Raw genomic sequence first — 25,657 nt, 5'->3', positions numbered from 1 at the left:
GGCTGACCGGGGCTGTTCAACTTCTGTTAACCTTCCTGCTCGAGTGTGTGCGCAGATGACTGAGCACCCAGAGGACGACGCCGGCCCCGCCGTCTCCCGACACCCCGGCACCGTGGCAGAGGTGTTCCTGGTCTTCCTGCGCCTGGGGCTGACCTCCTTCGGCGGGCCCGTGGCCCACCTGGCATATTTCCGCGAGGCCTTCGTCACCCGACGCCGCTGGCTCACCGAGAAGGCCTACGCCGACCTGGTGGGGCTGTGTCAGTTCCTGCCCGGCCCGGCGTCGAGCCAGGTCGGCATGGCGCTGGGCCTGCAGCGCGCCGGCTACCCCGGGATGATCGCGGCCTGGTTCGCATTCACCATGCCCTCGGTGGTGCTGCTGGTGGCGTTCGCACTGGGGGTCCAACACGCCGGGGACCTCACCGAGGCCGGCTGGATCGACGGACTCAAGGCCGCCGCGGTGGCCGTGGTGGCCCACGCGGTGCTCTCGATGGCCAAGGCGCTGACCCCGGACGCTCCGCGGGCGTCCATCGCGGCGGCCGCGATGGTGCTGGTCCTGCTGGTGCCGAATCCCTTCATCCAGGTCGTTGCGATTCTCGCCGCCGGGGTCATCGGGGCCCTCTGGCTGCGCCCCCCGGAGACCGGACCGAAGCCCGAGGACGCGTTCACCGTGCGGGTCTCCCGACGTGCCTCCTGGACCGCGGGTGCGCTCTTCGCCGCGCTGCTGGCGGGCCTGCCGATCCTCGCCGCCGCCAGCGGCACCGGATTGGCGGCCATGGTCGACTCCTTCTACCGGGCCGGGGCGCTGGTCTTCGGCGGCGGCCATGTGGTGCTGCCGCTGCTGCAGGCCGAGACCGTCCCCGCCCTGGTGGACCCCGAGGTATTCCTGGCCGGCTACGGGGCCGCGCAGGCAGTCCCCGGCCCGCTGTTCACCTTCGCCGGCTTCCTCGGCGCCTCCAGCACCGGCACGCCCACCGGCCTCGCCGGCGCCGCCGTCGCGGTCCTGGCCATCTTTGCGCCCGCCGCGCTGCTGGTCATCGCGGCGCTGCCATTCTGGGAGCGGCTGCGCAGCAACACGTCCGCGCAGAAGGCGCTGATGGGGGTCAACGCCGGAGTGGTCGGCATCCTGGCCGCCGCGCTCTACACCCCGGTCTTCACCGCTGGGGTGCTCGAGGTGGGAATCGAGGCGCTGGTGCTCGCTGTCCTGGCCTTCGTGGCGCTGAACAGCTGGCGGGTCCCGGCCTGGGCCGTGGTGCTCGCCGCGGGCCTGCTCGGCTGGGTGCTGCTCTGAGACCCGGCTGACGGGAACCTGGATGTAGAGCAAAAGCGCAGGACCGAGAGGTACAGTTCTGAGGTACTTGACTGCTATGGCGAGGAGGACCCTGCCGCATGCTGAGCTCCCAAGCTCGCGGGCTGAGTCGTCTCTATGCCCTCGACGTGGCGCGCGCCGCCGCCGTCTTCGGCATGATCATCGTCAATGTCGGTCCCTACAACACCGACGGATGGGCCTCCTGGATCGTACGGGCCCTCAATGGTCGCGCCTCCATCCTCTTCGTGGTGCTCGCCGGGATCGGCGTGACCTTTCTGGCGCGCCGCTCGCTGACCAAGGGCATCACCCGGCGCAGCACGCTGCTCTGGCGGGGCCTGCTGCTGCTGGCACTGGGCCTGGGACTGCAGACCCTCGAGCACGGGGTCAACGTCATCCTCACCACCTACGCGGCGCTGTTCTTCCTGGCGGCGTTCATGGTCAAGATGTCCACCCGCTGGCTGTTCTGGTCCGCGACCGCCTCTGCGCTGCTGGGACCGGTGCTCTGGATCCTCGCGCGGCAGACCACGCACTTCCACATCGAACCCGCCCAGATCGGGGACTCTCCATTCCAGATCATCGGCGCGATCCTGGTCTCTGGCCCCTACCCGCTGGTGGTCTGGATCGCTCCGTTCTTCCTCGGGGTCTGGCTGGGCCGGCAGCCGCTGGGCAACGCGAAGCTCCAGTGGCGCCTGGTCTACCTGGGAGCCATCGCCGGGTTCGGCGCCTTCGGAGCCTCCGAGGTGCTGGTCCGGGTCCTCGGCGAGCCGGACACCACGCAGGTCGGCTTCGATCGGATGATCTCCGCGGTGGGACATTCGCAGATGCCGCTGTGGCTGATCAGCTCCAGCGGCACCGCGGTCATGCTGCTCGGCATCCTGCTGATCGCGGTGCCTCATTTCAACCAGGGCATCCGGCCGCTCGTCGTGGTCGGGCAGATGCCGCTGACCGCCTACACCGCGCACCTGGTGATCATCGCGCTCTTCATCTACCCCGGACCGCAGAAGCCGCTGGAGGGCTTCTTGATCAGCTGCGCGATCATGCTGGGGCTGATCCTCTTCGCCGTCGTGTGGATGGCCAACTTCCGCTACGGCCCGCTCGAGGCGCTGCTGCGGATGACTCCCGCATTCCTGCGCGTCACCTACCGCCTTCCCGAACGTCACCGCCGCCGGCAGCTCGCGCGCCCCTACCCGCGCCGGGCGAAGCCGGGGGCATCCATGGAACAGAAGCCGACGCCTTCCTGAGGGAGACGAAACATGCAGCCGAAGAACCCCCTGTCGCACCGCGACGCACCGATTGACGTCCACGCACCGCCCCACCTCCTTGAAGCGCCCCACATCGTGCGCCTCCGGACGCTGCGCAGGCGGGCTGCGAAGACCACAGCGCTGCTCGCCGCCTTCGGGCTGCTCGTCGCCTGCGCCACCGAGGAGGAGCCCCCACCGCCGCCCCCGCCGGCGCCCAGCGAGGAGCCGCAGGAGCCCACCAGCACCCCCGAACCGGTGGAGGACACCCTCACCCAGCAGGGAGTCAGCGCCGGGCATCCGCTCGCCGTGGACGCCGCAGAGCAGGTCCTCGCCGACGGCGGCAACTCCGTGGACGCGGCCATCGCCGCCGCCTTCGCCATGTCGGTCGTGGAGCCCTTCGCCTCTGGGCTCGGCGGCGGCGGCTCGGTGGTCATCGCCGGCCAGAACGGTGACCCGCTCTTCTACGACTACCGCGAGATGGTCGGGGTGGACGGGGAGATCCCCGAGACCGGCATCGGCGCACCGGGCTTCGTCGCCGGCATGGGACGCCTGCATCAGGAACACGGCAGCCTGGACTGGGAGCGGCTGCTCCAGCCAGCCCAGCAGCTCGCATCCGAGGGCTTCGAGGTCTATGACTTCCTGGCCAGCCGGATGACCGAGGACCTCGGGCCCGAGGCCATCGAAGGGGTGGAACCCTTCGAGGTCGACGGCGAGGCGCTGGCCAGCGGAGACCAGCTGGTCCAGACCGAACTCGCCAGCACCTTGGAGACCCTCGCCGCGGAGGGCTGGGATTCCTTCTACACCGGCAGCCTCGCCGAGGAGCTGACCCAGGTCGAGGGCATCGATGCGCAGACCCTCGCCGACTACGAGGTCACCGCCTCCGCACCGGTCTCCGGGGAGTTCGGCGACTACGAGGTGCTCGCCGCGGCGCCGGCGCTCCCCGGCCCGGCGCTGGTGCAGCTGCTCCAGATCGCTGAGGCCCAGGGCATCGCCGAGCTGGAACCGGGCTCTGCGGAGTACATCGAGACCCTCTCTGAGGCCTGGCTCGTCGCCGAGGAGACCGTGTTCACCCAGATCGGCGACCCCGCCTTCGTGGAGGTCCCCGTCGAGGAGCTCACCGACTCGGCCGCCAACGCCGAGATCGAGGTCTCCGCCCAATCCGCCGCGCAGGATGCCGCCCAGGACTCGGAGGAGCAGCCTGCCCAGGCTCAGGCGGACGCTCCGCAGGATGCCAACACCACACACATCTCGGTGATCGATGACGAGGGCATCATGGTCTCGATGACCAACACCTTGACGAACTTCTGGGGCGCCGGGGAGGTCAGCGGAGGCTTCTACCTGAACAACCAGCTCAGCCGCTTCGAGGCGGTGGACTCCCCGGCGAACCAGCCAGAGCCCGGCCGCAAGTCGGTGACCTGGTCGATGCCCAGCATCGTCCTCGATGACCAGCAGCGACCCGTGCTGGGCATCGGCACCCCGGGTGGACACCAGATCCTGAACATCATGGGCACCGTGCTCACCCAGTGGGGCCTGCAGGACGCGCCCCTGCAGGAGGCCGTGGACGGGCTGCGCTTCCGCCTCATCGAGGAGGACGAGCTTCTGGTCCTCGACGATGAGCCCGACGAGGAGACCCGGGAGGCCCTGGAAGACCTCGGCTGGGAGCTGCAGGTCTGGCCGGACGAATGGGGCGGCTTCGGCTCGGTCCAGGCGCTCGAGGTCGACTACGAGACCGGCGAGGTCACCGGCGCCGACGATGACCGGCGCGTGGGCAGCCACACCGTCATCGACTGACCTGGGACCTGCCTGCATGATCCGGCCCGCGCCCCGCCGATGAGAGCGGCGGAGGGGAGCGGCGCGGGCCGATTAGCATGGAGCCATGAGTCTCCCGTCACCGCGCAGCATCCCCAACATCCTCTCGATCGCCGGAACCGATCCCACCGGCGGCGCCGGCATCCAGGCGGACCTGAAGAGCTTTGCGGCGCACCGTGGATACGGCATGTGCGTGGTGACTGCGCTGGTGGCACAGAACACCCAGGGGGTGCGCGGCATCCACCTGCCCCCGGCGAGCTTCCTGCGCGCACAGCTGGATGCCGTCTCCGATGACGTGGCGCTGGACGCGATCAAGATAGGGATGCTCGGCACCGAGGAGATCATCACCACGGTGGCCGAGTGGCTGGACGCGCTGGGGCTCAGCGGTGATCACGACGACGCCGGGATCCGACCCGTGCTGGTGCTCGACCCGGTCATGGTCGCCACCTCCGGGGACCGGCTCCTCGACGCCGCCGCGGAGTCGGCGCTGATCAACTTCCTGCACCGGGCGGACCTGATCACCCCCAACGTGCCCGAACTCGCGCTGCTGGCCGGGACCGAGCCGGCGACCGACCCCGCGGGGCTCATCTCTCAGGCGCGCACCGTGGCGGATGCACATCAGGTGGTGGTCCTCGCCAAGGGTGGACATCTCGACGACGCCTCGGCGAAGGAGTTCGTCGTCGACACCCTGGTCTACCCCGAGCAGTCAGGAGCGCGTCAGGAGGAGGAGCAGTTCCTCTCGCCGCGGATCCACACGCAGAACACCCACGGGACCGGTTGCTCGGTCTCCGCGGCGCTGGCGACTCTCGCCGCCCGCGGCCACAGCTGGTCGACCGCGCTGCCGGTGGTCAAGGACTGGATGACGGCCGCGCTCCAGGACTCTGAACGCCTCGACGTCGGCAAGGGTCACGGCCCGATCCAGCACTTCGCGCAGCTCTGGCGCTGAGCTTCCAGCGCGTACCTGCCGGCGTCGGGCTGGCGCAGATGCCTCAGCCCTGCGGCGTCTCGTGCGGTCCACCGGCGTGCTTGGCGATGTCTTCCCACTTCCAGGTGGTCCCCATCGCGTCATCCGAAGGGAACCAGGCCCCGGTGGTCGCGCGATCACGTGGAGTCGGCCCGGTGGCACCCTGACCCGAGACCGGCGCCTGATCCTTCAGCGCGGTGACCCGGTCCCTGATCGAAGCCATCTGCTGATCCAACGCCGCGGCCTGGACCGCGGCGTCGCGCAGCTCATCGAGGATGTCGTCGGGCACCTCGCCGTCGTAGGTGTAATAGATCTTGTGCTCCAGCGAGGCCCAGAAGTCCATCGCCACGGTGCGGATCTGCACCTCCACGTAGACGAACTCGGTGCGGTTGGAGAGGAAGACCGGCACCTGCACGATCACATGCAGGCTCTGGTACCCGTTGACCTTGGGCGTGCGGATGTAGTCCTTGACCTCGACGACCCGCAGGTCCGGCTGGCTGCACAGCATCTCCGCGACCCAGTAGGCGTCTGAGACGAAGGAGCAGGTGATCCGGATCCCTGCGATGTCCCGGATGGAGTGCCGGATGCTCTCCAGGGTGGGTTCACAGCCATAGCGCTGCACCTTGTCCAGGATCCGGTCCAGGGATTTCAGCCGGTAGTTCACATGCTCGATGGGGGAGTAGTCGCGGGTGTGTTCGAACTCCTCGCGCAGCACGTTGATCTTGGTGAGCACCTCATCCATGCCGAACTTATAGTGCAGCTGGAACTCGGTGAGCTGCCGCCGGATGTCCACCATCCGCACCGCCACGCCGTCACCCTCCTCTCCGGCGCTGCTGTGCAGCTCCGAGAGCAGCGCTCGGTAGACATCGGACTCGCTGCGCTGCGCCTTCTTCGCCAGCGGCGCCTGCTGGGCCAGGTCCTTGCCGGGCGGGACGCGGACCCCGGCGCTCAGCGAGACTCGGTCAGGGGCATCGACGGGCAGGAAATGGCTGTCAGTGGCAGGAGCGCGTCCAGCGGACATGGGGGAAGTTCTCCTAGGGGGTTTCAGGGGTTCACAGCGCGGGGCTGGGAGACGACGGTCACGGGACCGGTGATTCTGATTCTCGACCCTAGGTGCACTCTCTGTGAAGTCCCTCTACGGAATCGTTGTGATCGCCCAGACAGCTTCCGCCGACAGCCGCGAAGCCGCGATACTCTGCAGGACCCATGTTTGGGCGGTATTGCTCGTCGATGGGATCCTGGATGAGACCCCAACCACAACATCTGGTGAATGATCGAGGGCACAGACGCAACATCTTCCGATTTCACGGTCCAGACACGCCGAGACACGCGGTGGTTCAAGAAACTTCTTCTCGGGAGTATCGAACTCCACAGCTGTGGAGGAAGAGCGGGTGAGGGCGCCGCTTCCGCGCCATTCCAGGGGAGTCATGGTCCACAGGTCCTGTGGACAGTCGGTGGAGAACTACACGGGTGCAAGTACATCATCTAGTGCCTGCTGATATCGCCGAACCCAAGATGTAGTATTGAGGCATAGCCAAAACGTCACGTTTGAATCGGGGAGCCCATGTCTGTCACTGTCTACACCAAGCCCGCCTGCGTCCAGTGCAACGCCACTTACCGCGCCCTGGACAAGAACGGCGTGACCTACGAGACCGTCGACATCACCCAGGATGCCGAGGCCCTCGAGCGGCTGCGCGGCCTGGGCTACATGCAGGCACCCGTGGTCATCACCGAGTCCGACCACTGGTCCGGATTCCGTCCCGACAAGATCTCCGAGCTGACCGTTCAGCACGCTGCGATCAGCTCGGTCGCCTGATGCAGCCGTGAGCACCTCGGCGAGGCTGATCTACTTCTCCTCGGTGTCGAACAACACGCACCGATTCGTGGAGAAGCTTCAGCGCGGGGCAGGGGAGGTTGCGAGGCTTCCGCTGCTCACCAGAGATGAGACCCTCGAGGCGGAACAGCCCTTCGTCCTGGTCCTTCCCTCATATGGGGCCGACGCCGGCGAAGGCTCGGTGCCGAAGCAGGTCATCAAGTTCCTCAATGTTGAATCCAACAGGAACCTCCTGCGCGGAGTGATCGGCGCGGGCAACACGAATTTTCATGAGAGCTACTGCATCGCAGGCGACATCGTCGCCGCCAAGTGCGGAGTCCCTCATCTATACAGATTTGAACTGATGGGCACACCAGAAGACGTGGCCACGGTCGAGATGGGATTGGAAGAGTTTTGGAAACAGCAACCAAGCCGCTGAACGCGGCGAGCACCGCACAGACCCAGCACGGCAGGGACTCCATGGACGCACCGCTGGCCAAAGTCATGCCCGCCCAGTGGCAGGGACTGAGCTATCACGAGCTCAACGCCATGCTCAACCTCTACGGCCCCGACGGCGAGATCCAGTTCGAGGCGGATCAGCTCGCGGCCCGCCAGTACTTCCTGGACCATGTGAACACCAACACGGTCTTCTTCCACAACCTGGAGGAGAAGCTGGGCTACCTGGTCGAGAACGACTACTACGAGCCCGAGACCCTGGAGCAGTACTCCAAGGAGTTCACCAGGGCCATCTTCGACCGCGCCTACGCCGCGAAGTTCAGGTTCCCCACCTTCCTGGGCGCCTTCAAGTTCTACACCTCCTACGCGCTGAAGACCTTCGACGGTGACCGCTACCTGGAGCGCTACGAGGACCGCGTGACCATGGTCGCGCTGCACCTGGCCCGCGGCGACGAGCAGCTGGCGAACAAGATGGTCGACGAGATGATCTCCGGCCGCTTCCAGCCCGCGACCCCGACCTTCCTGAACTCAGGCAAGAAGCAGCGCGGTGAGCTGGTCTCCTGCTTCCTGCTGCGCATCGAGGACAACATGGAGTCCATCGCCCGCGCCATCAACTCCTCCCTCCAGCTCTCCAAGCGCGGGGGAGGCGTGGCCCTGTCGCTGACCAACATCCGCGAGAACGGCGCCCCGATCAAGCACATCCAGAACCAGTCCTCCGGTGTGATCCCGGTGATGAAGCTTCTGGAAGACTCCTTCTCCTACGCCAACCAGCTCGGCGCACGCCAGGGCGCCGGCGCGGTCTACCTCAACGCCCACCACCCCGACATCTTCCGCTTCCTCGACACCAAGCGGGAGAACGCAGACGAGAAGATCCGGATCAAGACCCTCTCGCTCGGCGTCGTCGTCCCGGACATCACCTTCGAGCTCGCCAAGAAGAACGAGCCGATGTACCTGTTCAGCCCCTATGACGTCCAGCGCGTCTACGGGAAGGCGTTCAGCGAGATCTCGGTGACCGAGAAGTATCACGAGATGGTCGACGATGCGCGGATCCGCAAGACCAAGATCAACGCTCGCGAGTTCTTCCAGACCCTGGCCGAGATCCAGTTCGAGTCCGGCTACCCGTATGTGATGTTCGAAGACACCGTGAACCGGGCGAACCCGATCGCCGGACGGATCTCCATGTCCAACCTGTGCTCGGAGATCCTCCAGGTCTCAGAGCCCAGCGAGTACGCCGACGACCTGAGCTACTCGGAGATCGGCAAGGACATCTCCTGCAACCTTGGCTCGATGAACATCGCCAAGGCGATGGACTCACCGGACTTCGGGCAGACCATCGAGACGGCGATCCGCACCCTGACCGCGGTCTCGGACATGTCCTACATCAACTCGGTCCCCTCCATCGCTGAGGGCAACCGGCGCTCCCACGCGATCGGTCTGGGGCAGATGAACCTGCACGGCTACCTGGCGCGGGAACGCGTCTACTACGGGTCCGAAGAGGGCATCGACTTCACCAACATCTACTTCTACACGGTGCTCTATCACGCCCTGCGCTCCTCGAACCAGCTCGCGATCGAGAGCGGCCAGAGCTTCGACGGCTTCGAGAACTCCCAGTACGCCACCGGTGAGTTCTTCGAGAAGTACACCGAACAGCTCTGGGCGCCGGCGACCGAGAAGGTCCGCACCCTGTTCGGCCACGTGGCCATCCCGACCCAGGCCGACTGGCTGGAGCTCAAGGCCTCGGTCATGGCCCACGGCATCTACAACCAGAACCTGCAGGCGGTGCCGCCCACCGGTTCCATCTCCTACATCAACAACTCGACCTCTTCGATCCACCCGGTGGCCTCGAAGATCGAGATCCGCAAAGAGGGCAAGCTCGGGCGCGTCTACTACCCGGCGCCCTACCTGACCAATGACAACCTGGAGTACTACCAGGATGCCTATGAGATCGGGTACGAGAAGATCATCGACACCTACGCCGCTGCGACCCAGCACGTGGACCAGGGCCTGTCCCTGACGCTGTTCTTCAAGGACACCGCCAGCACCCGCGACATCAACAAGGCGCAGATCTACGCATGGCGCAAGGGCATCAAGACGCTCTACTACATCCGCCTGCGCCAGCTTGCGCTCGAGGGCACGGAGGTCGACGGCTGCGTCTCCTGCATGCTGTGACCCTCGCGCCCACCGGGGCTGTGATCATCACGGCCCGTCCCGGAACTCCACGCTTCTTCTAGAAAGAGACCCCTGACGTTGACACCATCTAAAGCGCTCCTCGAGCACGTCGAGGCGATCAACTGGAACCGCCTCGAAGACGAGAAGGACAGCGAAGTCTGGAACCGCCTGGTCAACAACTTCTGGCTGCCGGAGAAGATCCCGCTGTCCAACGACGTCCAGTCCTGGGCGACGCTGACCGAAGAGGAGAAGACCCTCACCATGCGGGTCTTCACCGGGCTGACCCTGCTGGACACCATCCAGGGCACCGTGGGTGCGGTGGCGCTGATCCCGCACGCACTGACCCAGCACGAGGAGGCGGTGATGACCAACATCTCCTTCATGGAGTCGGTCCACGCCAAGTCCTACTCACAGATCTTCTCCACGCTGTGCTCCACCAAGGAGATCGACGAGGCCTTCCGCTGGTCCAAGGAGAACGCGAACCTGCAGCGCAAGGCGCAGATCGTGATGGACTACTACCACGGCGATGACGGGCTGAAGAAGCGGGTGGCCTCCACCATCTTGGAGTCCTTCCTCTTCTATTCCGGGTTCTACCTGCCCATGCACTGGTCCTCACGCGCCAAGCTGACCAACACCGCAGACATCATCCGGCTGATCATCCGCGACGAGGCCGTGCACGGGTACTACATCGGCTATAAGTACCAGCGGGCGCTGGAGCGCGAGACTCCGGAGCGCCAGCAGGAGCTCAAGGACTACACCTACGAGCTCATGTACGAGCTCTACGAGAACGAGCTGCAGTACACCCACGACCTCTACGACGGCGTGGGCCTCAGCGAGGATGTGAAGAAGTTCCTGCATTACAACGCCAACAAGGCCCTGATGAACCTGGGCTATGAGGCGATGTTCCCCAAGGAGCTCACCGACGTGAACCCCGCGATCCTCTCCGCGCTGAGCCCGAACGCCGATGAGAATCACGACTTCTTCTCCGGCTCTGGGTCCTCCTACGTGATCGGCAAGGCCGAGGAGACCGAAGACGACGACTGGGACTTCTGATCCGCCCACCGGCTGACAGATCTCGCCAGACACACATCGCATGACAGACACAGGGCCGCTCCAGGTCTACCGACAGCGCGCAAGCCACGGCGCCGAGGCCGACCTCGAGCTGGCCCTGACTCTGCTGCAGCGCACCCGCGCCGCGAAGGCCCTCCGCATCCGGGACTCTCAGAGCGACGGCGGGATCGCACCGTTGTTGCGGCTCTACCGTCCAGAACCCACGGTGGCCTTCGGACAGCGCGACCAGCGGCTGCCGGGATTCGCCGCGGCTGCCCAGGGCTGCCGCGAGGAGGGCTTCACTCCTCTGGTCCGTCGGGCCGGGGGTCGTGCGGCGGCCTATCATCCGGGTTCCCTGGTCATCGACCACATCGAGCCGGACCCCGATCCGATCCGTGCATCCCAGACCCGGTTCACCGAGTTCGGCGAGCTTCTGCGCGAAGCACTGGAGACGGCGGGGGTCTCGGCCCGCCTGGGACCCATCCCCGGCGAATACTGCCCGGGCGACCATTCGATCCACGGCATCTCGCGGGTGGATCCTGACCTCAGGATCAAGCTCATCGGGACCGCCCAGCGGGTCATCAGCTCGGGCTGGCTCTTCTCCTCCTCGATCATCGTCGAGGACGGAGCATCGATTCGTCGGGTGCTGTCCCGCGCCTATGCGGCTCTGGGGCTTCCCTGGGACCCGCTGACCGCCGGTGCGATCACCGATCTCGGTGTGGACACCACCGTGGAGAACATCGAAGCCGCGGTGCTTCAGGTCTACCGCCGGCACTGGGCGCTGGAAGAGATCGACGAACCCTCGCCGACCCCTCCCAGCGTCAGTGCGCGCCGTTGATCAGTGCCCGCAGCTGATCACTCCCTGCGGCTGATCACCCTCCGCGTCCGATCACTCTCCGCGATCGATCCATTCCTGCAGCTGCGGCGACTCGGCACCGATGGAGGTCGACGGGCCGTGCCCGGTGTTGACCACCGTCTCGGCCGGCAGCTCCTGGAACAGTCGAGTCCGGATCGACTCGATGATCGTCTCGAAGCTGGAGTAGGACCGACCGGTGGCGCCGGGACCGCCGGAGAACAGCGTGTCTCCGGAGAACAGCACCGGTTGTGTTGCGCCGTCGGGGCTGGTCAGCGCCTCGGAGTAGAAGCAGGTGGACCCGGGGGAGTGGCCCGGGGTGTGGATCGCCACCAGGGTGGCGTCTCCCACGGTGAACACGTCGCCATCGCCGATGTGCACATCCGGCACGGTGCCCCCATGCACGGAGTCCCAGAGCATCTGATCCTCCGGGTTCAGATGGATCCTGCCGCCCAGGCGCTTCTGCACCTCCAGAGCCTGGCTGATGTGATCGTCATGCCCATGGGTCAGCAGGATCGCGCTCACGGCCCGTTCCCCCACGGCCTTGGCCACGGCGTCGGCGTCGTGGGCGGGATCGATGATGATGACCTCGTTCGCATCGCCGATGATCCAGACGTTGTTGTCCACATCCCAGGTTCCGCCGTCGAGCGAGAACGTTCCGGAGGTGACGAGATTCTCGAAGCTGGTGCTCATGGGATTCCTCAATTCTGGGTGGAGGACTGAAGCTCGACGACCGAGCGCAGCACCTCGCCGCGGTTCATCGTGTCGAAGGCTTCCTGGACCTGGTCGAGGCTGACGCGTTCGGTGACGAAGGCGTCGAGGTCGAGGTTGCCGTTGCGGTAGTGGCTCACCAGCATCGGGAAGTCCCGGGAGGGCAGGCAGTCGCCGTACCAGGAGGACTTCAGCGATCCGCCGCGGCCGAAGAAGTCGGCCAGCGGAAGCTCCAGGGTGTGTGAGGGATCGGGAACCCCGACGAGCACCACCCGTCCGGCGAGGTCGCGGGCATAGAACGCCTGCTTATACGTCTCTGGTCGGCCCACGGCGTCGATGACCACATCAGCGCCGAAGCCGCCGGTCAGCTCGCGGATGGTCTCGACCGCGTCGGACTCTTTCGAGTTGATGGTGTGGGTGGCGCCGAGGTCGGCCGCCTTGGCAAGCTTCCGGTCGTCCAGGTCCACGGCGATGATGGTGGTGGCTCCGGCCAGCTTCGCGCCGAGCACCGCGGCGGTGCCGACTCCGCCGGCGCCGATCACAGCGACAGACTCGCCGCGCTTGACCTCGCCGGTGTTGATCGCTGCGCCGATTCCGGCCATGATTCCGCAGCCCAGCAGGCCCACGGCTGCATTGGACTCGGCGGGCAGGTCCTGGATCACGGTGCACTGTCCGGCGGCGACCAGGGTCTTCTCCGCGAAGGCGCCGATTCCCAGCGCGGCCTCCAGCGGGGTGCCGTCGGTGAGCGTCATCTGCTGCTGCGCGTTGTGGGTGTCGAAGCAGTACTTCGGCTCGCCCTTGCGGCAGGCGCGGCACTCGCCGCAGACAGCGCGCCAGTTCAGGATGACGGTGTCACCGACAGTCACATTGGTCACGCCTTCGCCGATCTTTGAGACCCGGCCGGTGGCTTCGTGGCCCAGCAGGTACGGGAAGTTGTCGCCCACCTCGCCCTGCTGGTAGTGCTGATCGGTCTGACACACGCCGCAGGTGAGGACATCGACGACGACCTCACCAGCGATCGGGTCCGGCACGATGATCTGCTCGAGAACGGCGGGGCCGTTCTTCTCTTTGACGACGACGGCACTAACGGTCTGGGGCATTGCCAGCTCCTAAATATCTGCAGGTCACACGTTCGGCGTGTCTTGCACGCCGGTTTCCACGATATCTCAGGAGCCCGACGGTGCTCCTCAGCCGGTGAAGACCTGAGGGAACTGCACGATGATGCTGCCCAGCACCACCAGGTAGATCAGCGCGATGACCACCCACCACCAGTCAGCGGAGAGCTTCTGCAGTCCGGTGCCCGCGGGCAGGGCGCCGGTGGCGATGTTGCGAGCGGTGACGACCACGAACATCGGGATGACCGCTGCCCAGACCACCATGCAGTAGGGGCAGAGCGCGCCGATGACGAACACCGCCTGGGACCACAGCCAGATGCAGAAGATCAGCGCGAAGGTCACGCCGGCCTGCAGCCCCAGCCAGTACCAGCGCGGAAGCGGGACCCGGCTCAGGATGGTCACGGCGACAAGGATCGCCATCGGGAAGCCGATCACGCCCAGGAAGATGTTCGGGAAGCCGAAGCTGGAAGCCTGCCAGGAGTCCATCACGAGCCCGCAGGAGACCCAGGGGTTGATGTCGCAGGCGGTGGTGTAGTCAGCGTCGCGCCAGAGCTGGACGCGCTCATACATCAGCAGCCCGCTGGCCACCGCGGCGATGACCGAGGTCAGCAGCAGCCAGAGGCCCACCGATCGTGTGGAGGCGACGGCGGGACGAATCAGCTGCTCAGTCGGGTAAAGGGCCATGCGGGGATTCTACGCAAGATATCTGGAGGGGTATGCGATACTGAGTTGCATCGGCGAGCGGACCACACCCGCAGACCGAGAAGGCTTGCACGCCATCACCTGGGCCTCAGCGATGCCGCTGTGAGAAACGGTCACAGCAGAGGCCGGGGAGTGATGAGCAGCCACTGGAAGGCCGCGCAGAGCGCGCTCCGAGAATGGGAGCAGCGCCCGGAAAGCCAGTGCAGCTAGGAACATAGGTTTGAGACAACATCAATAAGTGGAATGAGCAGGTCGCACCCTTTGTGAGAGCCAGGGTCAACGCGACCGGCTGAATCCACCTAAGCAGAGCCGCAGACGCGGTGAGTGTGGCACCGTGGGAGCGGTCAGGAGCAACTCCATAATGTCCCACCCCGAGACCCCCGCAGACGACGCAGCGGGCAGCAACGACATCTTCAATCCCTTCAGTGCGCCGCAGCCGTCGCCGGAGAGCTCCGAGCCCTCCCGCAGCGCCGCAGAGGCGGAGTCGGCCCAGGAGCCCCGAGCAGCCGTTCAGGACGACGCCGTCAACGTCCTGTTCCAGGCGCCGGATCTGGCCACGGTCAAGCCACGGACCCCGGCGAAGACCCGCAGCGCCGACACCGAGGACTCCGACTCCCAGGACGAGGACCAGCCTGAGTCCGGATCACGCCGGCGCGGTTCGCGACGCAGCGGCTCCAACGCGGGAAGCCCGTCCAAGGACGACTCGGCTTCGCGCAGGGGCGACCGGTCCGCCAGTGATGGTGACCCCAGCTCTGGCGCCCAGGACCGTCCAGGACAGGACCGTTCAGCACAGGGCGGTGACTCGGCGAACAGCGATTCCCAGGGCCGCGACTCACAGAACAGCAGCTCCCAGGATCGGGACTCCGAGGACGACGAGTCCCAGGACTGGGATGCGCAGTCCGAGGACGACCAGGACGGTGACGGCCAGGGCCGTCGCTCGCGCCGCAAGCGTCGCCGCGGCGGTCGGAACAAGAACCGCAGCTCCGAAGACTCCAGCGACTCCGACTCGTCGGACTCGCAGAGCTCAGCGGGGGACTCCGCGGACCAGCGGGACTCTGCGCGGCAGAACGGCTCGAAGAACTCCGATTCCAAGAACTCCGATTCCAAGAACGGCGACTCCAAGGACGGCGAGTCCGGCGACGGGTCCGGTTCGCAGAGCCGCTCCGAGCGGGAGACCAGCTCCGCGGACGATGACGAGCCGGTGATCCGCAAGCGCCGTCGTCGTCGTCGCGGCAGCGCCGACCTGGAGGTCGAGTCCAACGAAGATGACGCCCACACCGTGACCCGGGTCCGCGCGCCGCGCGAGGCCGCTGAGGCTCCGGTCTCGGACAAGGTCACCGGGCTCAAGGGCTCCACCCGGCTCGAGGCCAAGCGGCAGCGCCGGCGGTCCTCCCGGGACACCGGACGCCGCCGGCAGGTCATCACCGAGGCCGAGTTCCTGGCGCGCCGCGAGTCCGTGGACCGCAAGATGATCGTGCGCCAGCGCGGCGAGCGAATCCAGATCGGCGTGCTCGAGGACGGCGTGCTCGCAGAGCACTACGTCTCGCACACCACCCAGGATTCGCTGATCGGCAACGTCTACCTCGGCAAGGTCCAGAACGTGCTGCCCTCCATGGAGGCCGCCTTCGTGGACATCGGCCGCGGCCGCAACGCCGTGCTCTACGCCGGTGAGGTCGACTGGGCCGCGTCCCGTCTGAGCGGAGGCCCGCGCAAGATCGAGAACGCGCTGAAGTCCGGGGACTCGGTGCTCGTCCAGGTCACCAAGGACCCGGTCGGACACAAGGGAGCCCGGCTGACCAGCCAGATCTCGCTGCCCGGTCGCTACCTGGTCTTCGTGCCCGGCGGTTCGATGACCGGCATCTCGCGGAAGCTGCCCGACACCGAGCGCGCCCGGCTGAAGAAGGTCCTCAAGGACCACATGCCCGACAACGCCGGCGTGATCGTGCGCACGGCTGCGGAAGGCGCCTCCGAGGAGGAGCTGACCAACGACATCAACCGGCTGCGCTCGCTCTGGGAGCAGATCCAGCGCCAGTCCGATGACAAGAAGGTGCTGGCACCGGAGCTCTTCTACGCCGAGCCCGACCTGACCATCAAGGTGGTCCGTGACGTCTTCAACGAAGACTTCTCCTCCATGGAGGTCCAGGGTGACGAGACCTGGGACAACATCGAGGCGTACGTCACCTATGTGGCTCCGCACCTGCTCGACCGGCTCCAGCAGTGGATCCCGGAGGAGCAGCAGGCCGACGACATCTTCTCCCACCACCGGATCGACGAGCAGCTGAACAAGGCGCTGGACCGCAAGGTCAACCTGCCCTCCGGCGGCTCGCTGGTCTTCGACCGCACCGAAGCCATGACCGTGGTCGACGTCAACACCGGCAAGTTCGTCGGCTCCGGCGGCAACCTCGAGGAGACCGTCACCAAGAACAACCTCGAAGCCGCCGAAGAGCTCGTCCGGCAGCTGCGCCTGCGCGACATCGGCGGGATCATCGTGGTCGACTTCATCGACATGGTCCTCGAGGTCAACCGCGATCTGGTGCTGCGCCGACTGGTCGAGTGCCTGGGCCGAGACCGCACCAAGCACCAGGTCGCTGAGGTGACCTCGCTGGGTCTGATCCAGATGACCCGCAAGCGCATGGGCACCGGCCTGCTGGAGGTCTTCTCCGAAGACTGCGAGCACTGCGCTGGACGCGGCGTGATCACCCACGCCGAACCGATCGAGCACGGTGGATCCTTCACCTCGCACGGGGACCCGCAGAAGGCCCGGGCGCCGAAGAAGCGGCGCAAGGCCAAGGGTCGCCGCCCCGAGGATGACAACGACTCCCAGCAGTCCACCCCCGAGGTCAGTGCCGAGGAGAAGGAGCGGCAGGAGAAGGCCCGCCAGGCACTGGCCCAGGTCGCCGCGGCCACCGCGTCGAAGCACGCCGAGGAGGAGCAGCGCTCCTCCGGGGATCGCGACAAGAACACTGACGCCGGTGCCGAGCAGGGCTCCGCGAAGAACGCCGAGAAGGGTGCTGACCGCAACGACGGCGACCGCTCTGCCGAGAACGCTCAGTCCGGCTCCACGTCAGGGTCCCGTCCGGCACGCCGCAGGGGACGACGCAGCGCCAGCCAGCCCGCTGGCAGCGCGGGGTCGAGCACTCCGGCTGACTCCGGCGCAACTGATTCCGGTGCAGCGAAGACCGACAACGTGAAGACCGGCACGGCCAAGTCCGACGCCGCGGCAGCGGCTCCGGCCGAGGCCTCCGGCGAGAAGGTGCTCAAGATCGGCGGCGAGGAGGTTCCGCTTCCGCGCGCCGAGAAGCGCGAGCAGAAGGCGCCCGCCTCCGCAGGCGCCTCCAGCCAGGACAAGCAGGCCTCGCTCGACACCCTGGGTCAGGCGCTGGACTCGCGTGAACCGCGCAGCCCAGCACCGGCCCGTCGCCGGCGTCGTGCCGCCGGATCGGTCCAGGGCGCCTCCGGCGAGGTGCAGCAGATCGCCGCCGCGCAGAAGCCTGAGGGCAAGACCTTCTCCTCGGCGCAGGCCGAGCAGGGATCTGCCGAGACCGCGACGAAGAAGCCGGCGACCGAGCCGGTGATGCTCGGCGTAGGGGTCAAGGCCGAGGAGATCTCCCGCCCCGAGTAGCCAGCGGGCCGGGCCTGCTCCACCCGCTGGGTGGATCGGGCTCGGCCAACTTGCTGTCCCAGGGGTCCTCGCGTAAGGTTGACCCTTGGTGTTATAAGCACCAACATGTCTTCCGCGCAGATCGGCGGAGAATCTCTGCAGAGAGAATTCACCGCTGATATGCGCGATTGGTTTAGTCCGAAATGATCATCGAGAGAAGTGAGTCCCAAGTGGTGTACGCGATTGTCCGCGCTGGCGGCCGCCAGGAAAAGGTTTCCGTTGGAGACCTCGTGACCGTTGACCGAGTTCCGGGCGCGGCAGGCAGCACCATTAAGCTGCCGGCAGTGATGCTGGTGGACGGGGACAAGGTCACTACCGCAGCAGATGAGCTCGCCAAGATCTCGGTCGAGGCCGAGGTCCTGGAGAACTTCCGCGGTAAGAAGATCGTCATTGAGAAGTTCAAGAACAAGACCGGCTACCGCAAGCGCCAGGGTCACCGTTCTGAGCTCACCCGCATCAAGGTGACCTCGATCGCCTGAGGCGATCAAGGTTCGCAGTTTCCCCGTTCTTCCCGAGAGGTAGGCAGACCCAATGGCACATAAAAAAGGTGCGAGCTCGACTCGCAACGGCCGCGATTCCAACGCCCAGTACCTGGGCGTGAAGCGCTTCGGCGGTCAGAACGTCTCCGCTGGTGAGATCCTGATCCGCCAGCGCGGCACCAAGTTCCACCCCGGCGTCAACGTCGGACGCGGTGGCGATGACACCCTCTTCGCACTCGCAGAAGGCGCCGTCGAGTTCGGCAGCCGTCGCGGTCGGAAGGTCGTCAACATCGTCCCAGCAGCCTGATCCAGGCCTGCACAGACGTTTCGCACGTAAAGTCGAGGGTGGGCCCACTTGATGGGCCCACCCTCGACTTGTCTTAAGTCAGAATTTTCTTCAAGGAGTCTCCAGCCATGGCACATTTCGTCGACCGAGTGGTCCTCCACACCACGGGCGGTAACGGTGGCCACGGCTGCGTCTCCGTGCACCGCGAGAAGTTCAAGCCCCTCGGCGGGCCCGACGGCGGCAACGGCGGCGACGGCGGCTCCGTGGTCCTCGTGGTCGACCCGCAGACCACCACCCTGCTGGAGTACCACCACCGTCCGCATCGCCACGGCGAGAACGGCGGCGTCGGCCAGGGCGACCTCCGGCACGGCACCCGCGGTCCCGTGCTGGAGCTGCCCGTGCCCGAGGGCACCGTGGTCAAGGACCGGGACGGCCGGGTCCTCGCCGACCTCGTCGAACCCGGTGCCCGCTACACGATCTCCGAAGGCGGACAGGGCGGTCTCGGCAACGCCTCACTGTCCTCGAAGAAGCGCAAGGCCCCCGGCTTCGCCCTGCTCGGCACCCCCGGTGAGGCGAACGACATCGTCCTGGAGCTGAAGTCCGTCGCGGACATCGCCCTGGTCGGATTCCCCTCCGCCGGCAAGTCCAGCCTGATCGCAGCGATGAGCGCCGCGCGGCCCAAGATCGCTGACTACCCCTTCACCACCCTGGTGCCCAACCTGGGCGTCGTCGAAGCCGGTGAGACCCGGTTCACCGTGGCTGATGTGCCCGGACTGATCCCCGGCGCCGCCGAGGGCAAGGGCCTGGGACACGAGTTCCTGCGCCACGTGGAGCGCTGCGCCGCGCTGGTGCACGTGCTCGACTGCGCCTCGCTGGAGAGCGACCGCGATCCGCTGGGCGATCTCGACGCCATCGAGGCCGAGCTCGCTGCCTACGCCCCGGACAAGGTCGAAGGCGCCGGCGGCACCGAGGACAACTCCTCCAACGCGGTTCCGCTCAACGAGCGCCCACGCCTGGTCGCGCTGAACAAGACCGACCTGCCCGACGGTGCCGCGATGGCTGAGATGGTGCGCGCCGAGCTCACCGGCCGCGGCTACCGGGTCTTCGACGTCTCCGCACTGAACCGCGACGGACTGCGCGATCTCGGCTTCGCCATGGCCGAACTGGTCCTCGAGGCGCGCGCCCAGCGCGAGATCGAACCCGCCCCGGTGCCGGTCACCGTGCGGCCACGCTCGGTGAACCGCAAGCAGTTCACCGTCACCGCGGAGTCCAAGGGCGGCGAGCCGCTGTGGCGCGTGCGCGGGGACAAGCCCGAGCGCTGGATCCTGCAGACCGACTTCGGCAACGACGAGGCCGTCGGCTACCTCGCCGACCGCCTGGTCGCCGTCGGCATCGAGGACGAGCTCTTCAAGCAGGGCGCCAAGCCCGGCGAGGCCGTGGTCATCGGCTCCGAGGAGGACGGCGTGGTCTTCGACTGGGAGCCCACCATGGCTGCCGGTGCCGAGCACCTGGGCGGTCCTCGCGGCACCGATCTGCGCCTGGACGACCATTCCCGGCCCACCCGTGCGGAGAAGAAGCAGGAGCAGGCAGACCGCCGCGCCGCGAAGGTCTCCACCCGCGCCGAGATGGACGTGGAGTACCGCTCCCAGGCCGGCGCGCCCACCAAGCGCAAGGACGACGGCGCGCCCACCAGCGTCACCGATGAGGACGGCGTGGAGATCTTCTACCCGCACGGCAATCCTGACGACCTGCAGGACGAGGGCTTCGGCACTGATGAGGCGGAGGCCGACCAGCGATGAGCACGCCCCGGCTGACCGAATCGATGGTCACCGCCCGCACGGACCTGGTCAACGCCAGGCGCGTGGTGGTGAAGATCGGCTCCTCCTCGCTGACCACCCTTGACGGGGGGATCTCCGTGGACGCGCTGAATCGGCTGGTCGCGGATCTGCAGGTGCTGCGTGCGCGCGGCACCGAGGTCGTGCTGGTCTCCTCAGGTGCGATCGCCGCGGGCCTGGCCCCGCTGGGTCTGGGCACCCGGCCGGCCGACCTCGCCACCCAGCAGGCTGCGGCCGCCGTCGGCCAGGGGCTGCTGCTGGCGCACTACACCCGGGCCTTCGCCCAGTATCAGACCACCGTCTCGCAGGTGCTGCTGACCGTGGAGGACCTGATGCGGCGCACCCAGTACACCAACGCGCTGCGCACCCTGGAGAAGCTGCTCAGCCTCGGAGCGGTCCCGGTGATCAACGAGAACGACGCGGTGGCCACCCACGAGATCCGCTTCGGCGACAATGACCGGCTCGCCGCGCTGACCGCGAACCTGCTCCGCGCGGACGCGCTGATCCTGCTCTCCGACGTGGACGCCCTCTACGACGGGCCGCCGGAACAGGGCGGCTCACCGGTCTCCCATGTCTCCGGTCCCGAGGACCTGACCGGGGTGACACTGGGCCGCCGCGGGAAGGCCGGCGTCGGCACCGGGGGCATGGTGACCAAGGTCGAAGCCGCCCAGATCGTCGCCTCCAGCGGCATCCCGGCGCTGCTGACCTCCGCGCCGAACGCCCGCCGGCTCTTCCACGGCGAAGACGTGGGCACCTTCTTCGAGGCCAGGGGACGACGCCGCGGCGCCCGGTCCGCCTGGATCGCCCACCTGGCCCACCCCAAGGGCCGGCTGAGCATCGACGACGGGGCTGTCGCCGCCGTCGTCGAAGGTCGACGCTCACTGCTGCCGGCCGGGATCCTCGCCCTGACCGGGGACTTCGAGGCTTCGGACCCGGTGGAGATCACCGACCGGGCCGGCACCGTGCGGGCCAGGGGACTGGTGGGGTACTCCTCCACCGAGCTCCCGCAGATGCTCGGGCGCTCCACCGCCGAGCTGGGCACCGACCTGGGGCCGGAATATGAACGTGCAGTGATTCATGCAGATGACATCGTCCGCATCGAGACTAGGCTGTGAGCATGGCAGACCAGCAGAAGACCCAGCAGCCCGAGACCAGCTCCGCGAAGGACGACTCCGAGGAGACGGTGAAGGACGTCCCGGGTGAGACCCCGAAGGACGTCCCGCAGGAGGTCGCCGACGGCATCAGCGCAGTCGCCGAGCGCGCCCGCGAAGCATCCCGGGGTCTCCGCGGCCTCGACCGCGAGCACAAGGACCGGACCCTGGCTGCAGTGGCCTCCGGCCTTCGCGAGTCCGTCGTCTCCCTCACCGAGGCGAACCATGAAGACCTCGAGCGAGGCCGCGAAGCAGGACTCAGCCGCTCGCTGCTGGACCGGCTGGCGCTGAGCCAGGAACGCATCGAGGCCCTCGCCGCATCCGTCGAAGAGATCATGGGCCTCAGCGACCCCGTCGGTCGGGTGCTGCAGGGCCGCACGCTGCCCAACGGGCTGCGACTGACCCAGGTCAGCGTTCCGCTCGGAGTGATGGGAGTGATCTACGAGGCCCGCCCCAACGTCACCGTGGACATCGCAGCCCTCGGGCTCAAGTCCGGCAACGCCGTGATCCTGCGCGGCGGGTCCGCCGCGCAGAAGACCAACGAGATGCTGCTGGCGATCATCCGCGACGCGCTGCGCACGACCGCGGTGCCCGTCGACGCGGTGCAGTCCATCGACAGCTTCGGACGCGAGGGTGCCACCGCGCTGATGACCCAGCGCGGCTCCGTCGACGTGCTCATCCCGCGCGGAGGCCGGGAACTGATCCAGCACGTGGTGCAGAACTCAAGAGTGCCGGTGATCGAAACCGGTGAGGGCAACGTGCACATCTACATCGACGCCCACGCCGACGCCGAGACCGCACGCAACATCGTGGTCAACGCCAAGACATCGCGGCCCAGCGTCTGCAACGCCGCCGAGACCCTCCTCCTGCACGTCCACGCCGCCGAGGCCGGCCAGGAGGTCCTGCGCGGGCTGCTGCGCAGCGGCGTGAACCTGCACGTGGACGCGCGTGCCCGCGAATGGCTGCCCGCCACCCAGCCGGAGAGCCTCACCGAGGATCCGGTGAAGTTCGGCACCGTCACCGAGGTCACCGAAGACGACTACGCCACCGAGTACCACGACCTGGAGATGGCCGTCGGAGTGGTGGACTCACTCGATGACGCCATCGCCCACATCACCCGCTTCTCCACCGGGCACACCGAGGCGATCGTCACCGACTCGGTGGCCAACGCCGACCGGTTCGTCGCCGAGGTCGATGCCGCGGCCGTGATCGTCAACGCGTCCACCCGCTTCACCGACGGCGGGCAGTTCGGCCTCGGTGCGGAGGTCGGCATCTCCACCCAGAAGATGCACGCCCGCGGGCCCATGGGAATGGCCGAGCTGACCACCACCAAGTGGATCGTCCGCGGCGAGGGCCAGGTCCGCGCCTGATTCCCGTACACTGGGGATCGATAAATCCACGTTCATCCCACCTGAGGGAGAAGCATGTTCAACCTGCACGTCATCGCCACAGTTCTCGGCGCCGAGGAGCCCAGCGCGCTGCCGATCGAAGCGCACTGGTTCGGCATCATCATGTTCGTCCTGCTGATGTTCCTGCTGCTGATCACCATGAGCTTCGCCGATAAGGGCCGCCAGCTGCCCGCGGCACCGCACAGCGATCACTGACCCTCTTGGCGCAACGTCACCCGCGCGTCGCGGCGACCTCTGAGCGTGCTCCAGGTCCGCTGCGACTGGGGATCATGGGTGGCACCTTCGACCCGATCCATCACGGTCACCTGGTCGCGGCCAGCGAGGTGGCAACCGAGTTTGCCCTCGATGAGGTCATCTTCGTCCCCACGGGGGAGCCGTGGCAGAAGGCGGGCCGTGAGGTCGCGCCCGCTGAGCATCGCTACCTGCTGACCGTGGTCGCCACGGCCGCAAATCCTCGTTTCACCGTGTCCCGCGTGGACATCGACCGCGGGGGAGCGACGTACACCATCGACACCCTGCGCGACTTTCGCGAGATGTACCCCGATGCTGAGCTGTTCTTCATCACCGGTGCCGATGCGATGGCCCAGATCATGTCCTGGAAGAACGTCGATGAGCTCTGGGAGCTCGCGCACTTCGTCTCGGTGACCCGTCCCGGGTACATCTCCGAGGACTTCGGCCGGACCGATGAGATCTCCCTGATGGAGATCCCGGCGATGGCGATCTCCTCCACGGACTGCCGCGAACGCGTCCGCGCCGAGAAGCCGGTCTGGTACCTGGTGCCCGACGGCGTGGTGCAATACATCGCCAAGCACCGGCTGTACCAACCAGATTCAGCGGACCCCGCGCGTTGAGTGCTCCGCACCCTCACGCCTCGGCATACGATGGACATCGGTGCTCCACCATTGAGACCGATTTGATCCAGGGCAACGTCCCTACTCGGGCAGCACTGTCTGGCCGGGGACTTCAGGAGGCCGCACGATGACCGCAGAGAACACCGAGCTGAACGACGCGTCAGACGGCGAAGATCTGCGCGCCCGGTACCTTCCGGTCTCCCGCAAGGAGCTGCGCCGTCAGCGCGAAGCTGAGCTCGCCCAGATGCGCACCGGAAAGCGTCGTGCGCCGAAGCGGGTCATCGACGGGGTCTCAGCCGACGCGACCGCGCCGGAGAGTGGCCTTGGATCCCCCGAGGCCGCTGAATCCCTCAACGACGCCGAGCCCGGCGCCGTCGGCGGGTCCGGCACAGCCCCCGCGTTCACGACCGGTTCCGAGTCCACCAGCGGATCCAGCTCCAGCACAGCGCCTGCCGCCGCCTGGGAATTCTCCCTCCCAGCCCCTTCCACCCAGGACTCCACACCCGTTTCGGCAGCCGTGGCGGCTGCTGAGGCTGACCACTCGGAATCTCAGCAGCCTGAAGAGGCCGAGTTCTTCGGCACCGAAGAGGGTGAGACGCCTGAGGATCGGGCAGAGACCGACTGGTCCGAAGCTGATCTCGCGGCCGAGGACAGGATCGCGGAGCTGCGGGAACTCACCCAGGCCGTGGTCGCCGCCGATGATCCAGACCGAGTGGATCCCGAGCTGCTGAAGAAGCAGCAGGCCCTCGCAGCCCGGGCGATGCAGGCCAACCAGGAACGGCTGCGCAGGGAACAGGTCGAGGCGGACCGGGATGATGAGGAGCGGCGGCGTCCTCTGCGGCCCGAGTCCGACGTGATCACGCGCAAGACCCTGCGGGCTCACCTGGAATCTGATGATCCCGCGGAGCCGACCGTCTACGCGACCGGATCCATCGAACCGATCCAGGCGCGCGGAGCCCACGGTCTCGAAATCGACGCGATGGTCGAACACAGCACACGTCAGGGAGCGCGTCAGTCCATGATGGGCTGGCTTGTGATCATTCTCGCCCTGCTGCTGATCATCACGGTCGGTGTTGTACTCTCATTCATCCTCTAAGCTTGGACGTCATGGCTATCACCGAACTAGTGCTCTCTGAACTCCGCACCGCGGCCTCTGCGGCTGCGGACAAACTCGCGACAAACATCGTCGGGCTGGACGTGGGGGAGCGGCTCGGCATCACCGACGCTTTCCTGGTCTGCTCGGCACCTTCTGAACGGCAGATCGGCGCCATCGTCGACGAGGTCGAGCGCCAGCTCAAAGAGGTCCACGACTCCTCACCGCTGCGCCGTGAAGGCCGCGGCACCGGTACCTGGGTGCTGCTGGACTACGGACACATGGTCGTCCATGTCCAGCATGAAGAAGAACGCGCGGTCTACGGCCTCGACAGGCTCTATGCCGATGTTGCCAAGGTCGACCTGCAGCTTCCTGATGCACCGTAGGTAGGGGCGCATAGCCCCAGGTCAGCGGCTGGGCCAGGCAATTCTCTGGAAGTTGGACGCCGATTTGCGCAGCGATTCGGGTTCACAGTACAGTAGGGGAGTTGCCGCGGCGCAGTTGCTGAGCCGGGGTGATGATCTGGGGGTATGGCGCAGCTGGTAGCGCGTCCGCATGGCATGCGGAAGGTCAGGGGTTCGAATCCCCTTACCTCCACCAGAGCGAAGCAGGTCCGGAGTCCAACAGGACTCCGGACCTTTTTCGTGTGCCCGCATGCCTCCCCGCTGACCTGGCTGTTCTCTCCGCGCCAAGCCGGCGCGCC

At 66.9% G+C, this 25,657-nt stretch carries 23 protein-coding genes and 1 tRNA gene; 20 read left to right on the top strand and 4 right to left on the bottom strand.

All coding sequences use genetic code 11. The features are described from left to right. The first annotated feature begins 55 nt into the window (after positions 1-55). From chrA to thiD, 4 genes are all read left to right on the top strand, one after another. Positions 56-1,288, top strand: a complete 1,233-nt coding sequence (gene chrA / locus LTH93_RS00190; RefSeq protein ID WP_241469424.1) for a chromate efflux transporter — start codon at positions 56-58, stop codon at positions 1,286-1,288. A 98-nt stretch (positions 1,289-1,386) separates the two neighbouring features. After that, a complete protein-coding gene (locus tag LTH93_RS00185) occupies positions 1,387-2,547 on the top strand; it encodes a DUF418 domain-containing protein (RefSeq protein ID WP_241469422.1) in 1,161 nt (386 codons plus the stop codon). A 12-nt stretch (positions 2,548-2,559) separates the two neighbouring features. Next, positions 2,560-4,338 (top strand): gamma-glutamyltransferase, encoded by a 1,779-nt coding sequence (locus LTH93_RS00180; RefSeq protein ID WP_241469420.1) that lies wholly within the window; start codon positions 2,560-2,562, stop codon positions 4,336-4,338. Positions 4,339-4,423: 85 nt separating this feature from the next. Then, complete coding sequence (gene thiD, locus LTH93_RS00175; protein ID WP_241469417.1) at positions 4,424-5,302, top strand: bifunctional hydroxymethylpyrimidine kinase/phosphomethylpyrimidine kinase; 879 nt, start codon at positions 4,424-4,426, stop codon at positions 5,300-5,302. A 43-nt stretch (positions 5,303-5,345) separates the two neighbouring features. On the opposite strand, the gene LTH93_RS00170 is transcribed toward thiD, so the two are convergent. Continuing rightward, positions 5,346-6,341 (bottom strand): GTP pyrophosphokinase, encoded by a 996-nt coding sequence (locus LTH93_RS00170; protein ID WP_241464720.1) that lies wholly within the window; start codon positions 6,339-6,341, stop codon positions 5,346-5,348. A gap of 543 nt (positions 6,342-6,884) precedes the next feature. Between LTH93_RS00170 and nrdH the strand changes: the two genes are divergently transcribed. From nrdH to LTH93_RS00145, 5 genes are all read left to right on the top strand, one after another. Continuing rightward, complete coding sequence (nrdH, locus tag LTH93_RS00165; RefSeq protein ID WP_241464721.1) at positions 6,885-7,136, top strand: glutaredoxin-like protein NrdH; 252 nt, start codon at positions 6,885-6,887, stop codon at positions 7,134-7,136. A 7-nt stretch (positions 7,137-7,143) separates the two neighbouring features. Beyond that, positions 7,144-7,572, top strand: coding sequence for a class Ib ribonucleoside-diphosphate reductase assembly flavoprotein NrdI (gene nrdI / locus LTH93_RS00160; protein WP_241464722.1), 429 nt, complete (start codon positions 7,144-7,146; stop codon positions 7,570-7,572). A 41-nt stretch (positions 7,573-7,613) separates the two neighbouring features. Beyond that, the gene (gene nrdE, locus LTH93_RS00155) at positions 7,614-9,758 is read left to right on the top strand and encodes a class 1b ribonucleoside-diphosphate reductase subunit alpha (RefSeq protein ID WP_241465087.1); all 2,145 of its coding nucleotides are present in this window, start codon (positions 7,614-7,616) and stop codon (positions 9,756-9,758) included. 78 nt (positions 9,759-9,836) lie between these two features. After that, on the top strand, positions 9,837-10,811 hold the full coding sequence (gene nrdF, locus LTH93_RS00150; RefSeq protein ID WP_106123034.1) for a class 1b ribonucleoside-diphosphate reductase subunit beta: 975 nt from the start codon (positions 9,837-9,839) through the stop codon (positions 10,809-10,811). A gap of 40 nt (positions 10,812-10,851) precedes the next feature. Continuing rightward, on the top strand, positions 10,852-11,646 hold the full coding sequence (locus LTH93_RS00145) for a lipoate--protein ligase family protein (RefSeq protein ID WP_241469415.1): 795 nt from the start codon (positions 10,852-10,854) through the stop codon (positions 11,644-11,646). A 51-nt stretch (positions 11,647-11,697) separates the two neighbouring features. Here the strand turns inward: LTH93_RS00145 and LTH93_RS00140 are convergent, their stop codons facing one another. The 3 genes from LTH93_RS00140 to LTH93_RS00130 all read right to left on the bottom strand — a co-directional run bounded on the left by LTH93_RS00140 (position 11,698) and on the right by LTH93_RS00130 (position 14,171). After that, positions 11,698-12,354, bottom strand: coding sequence for an MBL fold metallo-hydrolase (locus tag LTH93_RS00140; protein WP_241469413.1), 657 nt, complete (start codon positions 12,352-12,354; stop codon positions 11,698-11,700). A gap of 8 nt (positions 12,355-12,362) precedes the next feature. Then, complete coding sequence (locus LTH93_RS00135; protein ID WP_241469411.1) at positions 12,363-13,472, bottom strand: S-(hydroxymethyl)mycothiol dehydrogenase; 1,110 nt, start codon at positions 13,470-13,472, stop codon at positions 12,363-12,365. A gap of 87 nt (positions 13,473-13,559) precedes the next feature. Then, entirely contained in the window at positions 13,560-14,171 is a 612-nt protein-coding gene (locus LTH93_RS00130) for a vitamin K epoxide reductase family protein (RefSeq protein WP_241464726.1), read from the bottom strand. 379 nt (positions 14,172-14,550) lie between these two features. Here LTH93_RS00130 and LTH93_RS00125 point away from each other — a divergent pair, with 379 nt between their 5' ends. The 11 genes from LTH93_RS00125 (at position 14,551) to LTH93_RS00075 (ending at position 25,554) form a co-directional block, all read left to right on the top strand. Beyond that, positions 14,551-17,811, top strand: coding sequence for an Rne/Rng family ribonuclease (locus tag LTH93_RS00125; protein ID WP_241469410.1), 3,261 nt, complete (start codon positions 14,551-14,553; stop codon positions 17,809-17,811). Between the two features lie 209 nt (positions 17,812-18,020). After that, entirely contained in the window at positions 18,021-18,329 is a 309-nt protein-coding gene (gene rplU / locus LTH93_RS00120; RefSeq protein WP_241465088.1) for a 50S ribosomal protein L21, read from the top strand. Positions 18,330-18,381: 52 nt separating this feature from the next. Further along, positions 18,382-18,636, top strand: a complete 255-nt coding sequence (gene rpmA, locus LTH93_RS00115) for a 50S ribosomal protein L27 (RefSeq protein ID WP_036475435.1) — start codon at positions 18,382-18,384, stop codon at positions 18,634-18,636. Positions 18,637-18,743: 107 nt separating this feature from the next. Continuing rightward, positions 18,744-20,414 (top strand): GTPase ObgE, encoded by a 1,671-nt coding sequence (obgE, locus tag LTH93_RS00110; RefSeq protein WP_241469409.1) that lies wholly within the window; start codon positions 18,744-18,746, stop codon positions 20,412-20,414. After that, the gene (gene proB, locus LTH93_RS00105; protein WP_241464729.1) at positions 20,411-21,565 is read left to right on the top strand and encodes a glutamate 5-kinase; all 1,155 of its coding nucleotides are present in this window, start codon (positions 20,411-20,413) and stop codon (positions 21,563-21,565) included. The genes obgE and proB overlap by 4 nt, the downstream gene beginning before the upstream one ends. Before the next feature lie 2 nt (positions 21,566-21,567). Further along, positions 21,568-22,971 carry a glutamate-5-semialdehyde dehydrogenase gene (locus LTH93_RS00100; protein ID WP_241464730.1) on the top strand — a complete coding sequence of 468 codons (1,404 nt, stop codon included), beginning with the start codon at positions 21,568-21,570 and terminating at the stop codon, positions 22,969-22,971. A 54-nt stretch (positions 22,972-23,025) separates the two neighbouring features. Then, positions 23,026-23,205 (top strand): hypothetical protein, encoded by a 180-nt coding sequence (locus LTH93_RS00095; protein WP_241464731.1) that lies wholly within the window; start codon positions 23,026-23,028, stop codon positions 23,203-23,205. 59 nt (positions 23,206-23,264) lie between these two features. After that, on the top strand, positions 23,265-23,861 hold the full coding sequence (gene nadD / locus LTH93_RS00090; protein WP_255727177.1) for a nicotinate-nucleotide adenylyltransferase: 597 nt from the start codon (positions 23,265-23,267) through the stop codon (positions 23,859-23,861). Between the two features lie 127 nt (positions 23,862-23,988). Continuing rightward, positions 23,989-24,957: a hypothetical protein gene (locus LTH93_RS00085; protein ID WP_241469407.1), complete on the top strand. Its 969-nt coding sequence runs from the start codon at positions 23,989-23,991 to the stop codon at positions 24,955-24,957. 11 nt (positions 24,958-24,968) lie between these two features. Further along, positions 24,969-25,340: a ribosome silencing factor gene (rsfS, locus tag LTH93_RS00080; protein WP_241464733.1), complete on the top strand. Its 372-nt coding sequence runs from the start codon at positions 24,969-24,971 to the stop codon at positions 25,338-25,340. Between the two features lie 138 nt (positions 25,341-25,478). Continuing rightward, positions 25,479-25,554 (top strand) — tRNA-Ala (locus tag LTH93_RS00075). The last annotated feature ends 103 nt before the right edge of the window (positions 25,555-25,657 follow it).

The organism is Nesterenkonia sp. DZ6, assembly GCF_022565835.1.
Lineage (GTDB): Bacteria > Actinomycetota > Actinomycetes > Actinomycetales > Micrococcaceae > Nesterenkonia.
Note: the sequence above shows the minus strand (reverse complement) of the source record. Positions and strands in the feature narration are given on the sequence as shown.

Bases quoted from the DNA above. Each gene is read 5' to 3' on its own strand.
- LTH93_RS00135 (WP_241469411.1), bottom strand. From the start codon at position 13,472: ATGCCCCAGACCGTTAGTGCCGTCGTCGTCAAAGAGAAGAACGGCCCC.
- rsfS (WP_241464733.1), top strand. From the start codon at position 24,969: ATGGCTATCACCGAACTAGTGCTCTCTGAACTCCGCACCGCGGCCTCT.
- LTH93_RS00085 (WP_241469407.1), top strand. From the start codon at position 23,989: ATGACCGCAGAGAACACCGAGCTGAACGACGCGTCAGACGGCGAAGAT.
- thiD (WP_241469417.1), top strand. From the start codon at position 4,424: ATGAGTCTCCCGTCACCGCGCAGCATCCCCAACATCCTCTCGATCGCC.
- LTH93_RS00100 (WP_241464730.1), top strand. From the start codon at position 21,568: ATGGCAGACCAGCAGAAGACCCAGCAGCCCGAGACCAGCTCCGCGAAG.
- LTH93_RS00095 (WP_241464731.1), top strand. From the start codon at position 23,026: ATGTTCAACCTGCACGTCATCGCCACAGTTCTCGGCGCCGAGGAGCCC.
- nrdH (WP_241464721.1), top strand. From the start codon at position 6,885: ATGTCTGTCACTGTCTACACCAAGCCCGCCTGCGTCCAGTGCAACGCC.
- LTH93_RS00185 (WP_241469422.1), top strand. From the start codon at position 1,387: ATGCTGAGCTCCCAAGCTCGCGGGCTGAGTCGTCTCTATGCCCTCGAC.
- LTH93_RS00125 (WP_241469410.1), top strand. From the start codon at position 14,551: ATGTCCCACCCCGAGACCCCCGCAGACGACGCAGCGGGCAGCAACGAC.
- LTH93_RS00145 (WP_241469415.1), top strand. From the start codon at position 10,852: ATGACAGACACAGGGCCGCTCCAGGTCTACCGACAGCGCGCAAGCCAC.
- LTH93_RS00180 (WP_241469420.1), top strand. From the start codon at position 2,560: ATGCAGCCGAAGAACCCCCTGTCGCACCGCGACGCACCGATTGACGTC.
- LTH93_RS00140 (WP_241469413.1), bottom strand. From the start codon at position 12,354: ATGAGCACCAGCTTCGAGAATCTCGTCACCTCCGGAACGTTCTCGCTC.
- nrdE (WP_241465087.1), top strand. From the start codon at position 7,614: ATGGACGCACCGCTGGCCAAAGTCATGCCCGCCCAGTGGCAGGGACTG.
- LTH93_RS00170 (WP_241464720.1), bottom strand. From the start codon at position 6,341: ATGTCCGCTGGACGCGCTCCTGCCACTGACAGCCATTTCCTGCCCGTC.
- chrA (WP_241469424.1), top strand. From the start codon at position 56: ATGACTGAGCACCCAGAGGACGACGCCGGCCCCGCCGTCTCCCGACAC.
- obgE (WP_241469409.1), top strand. From the start codon at position 18,744: ATGGCACATTTCGTCGACCGAGTGGTCCTCCACACCACGGGCGGTAAC.
- LTH93_RS00130 (WP_241464726.1), bottom strand. From the start codon at position 14,171: ATGGCCCTTTACCCGACTGAGCAGCTGATTCGTCCCGCCGTCGCCTCC.
- rpmA (WP_036475435.1), top strand. From the start codon at position 18,382: ATGGCACATAAAAAAGGTGCGAGCTCGACTCGCAACGGCCGCGATTCC.
- proB (WP_241464729.1), top strand. From the start codon at position 20,411: ATGAGCACGCCCCGGCTGACCGAATCGATGGTCACCGCCCGCACGGAC.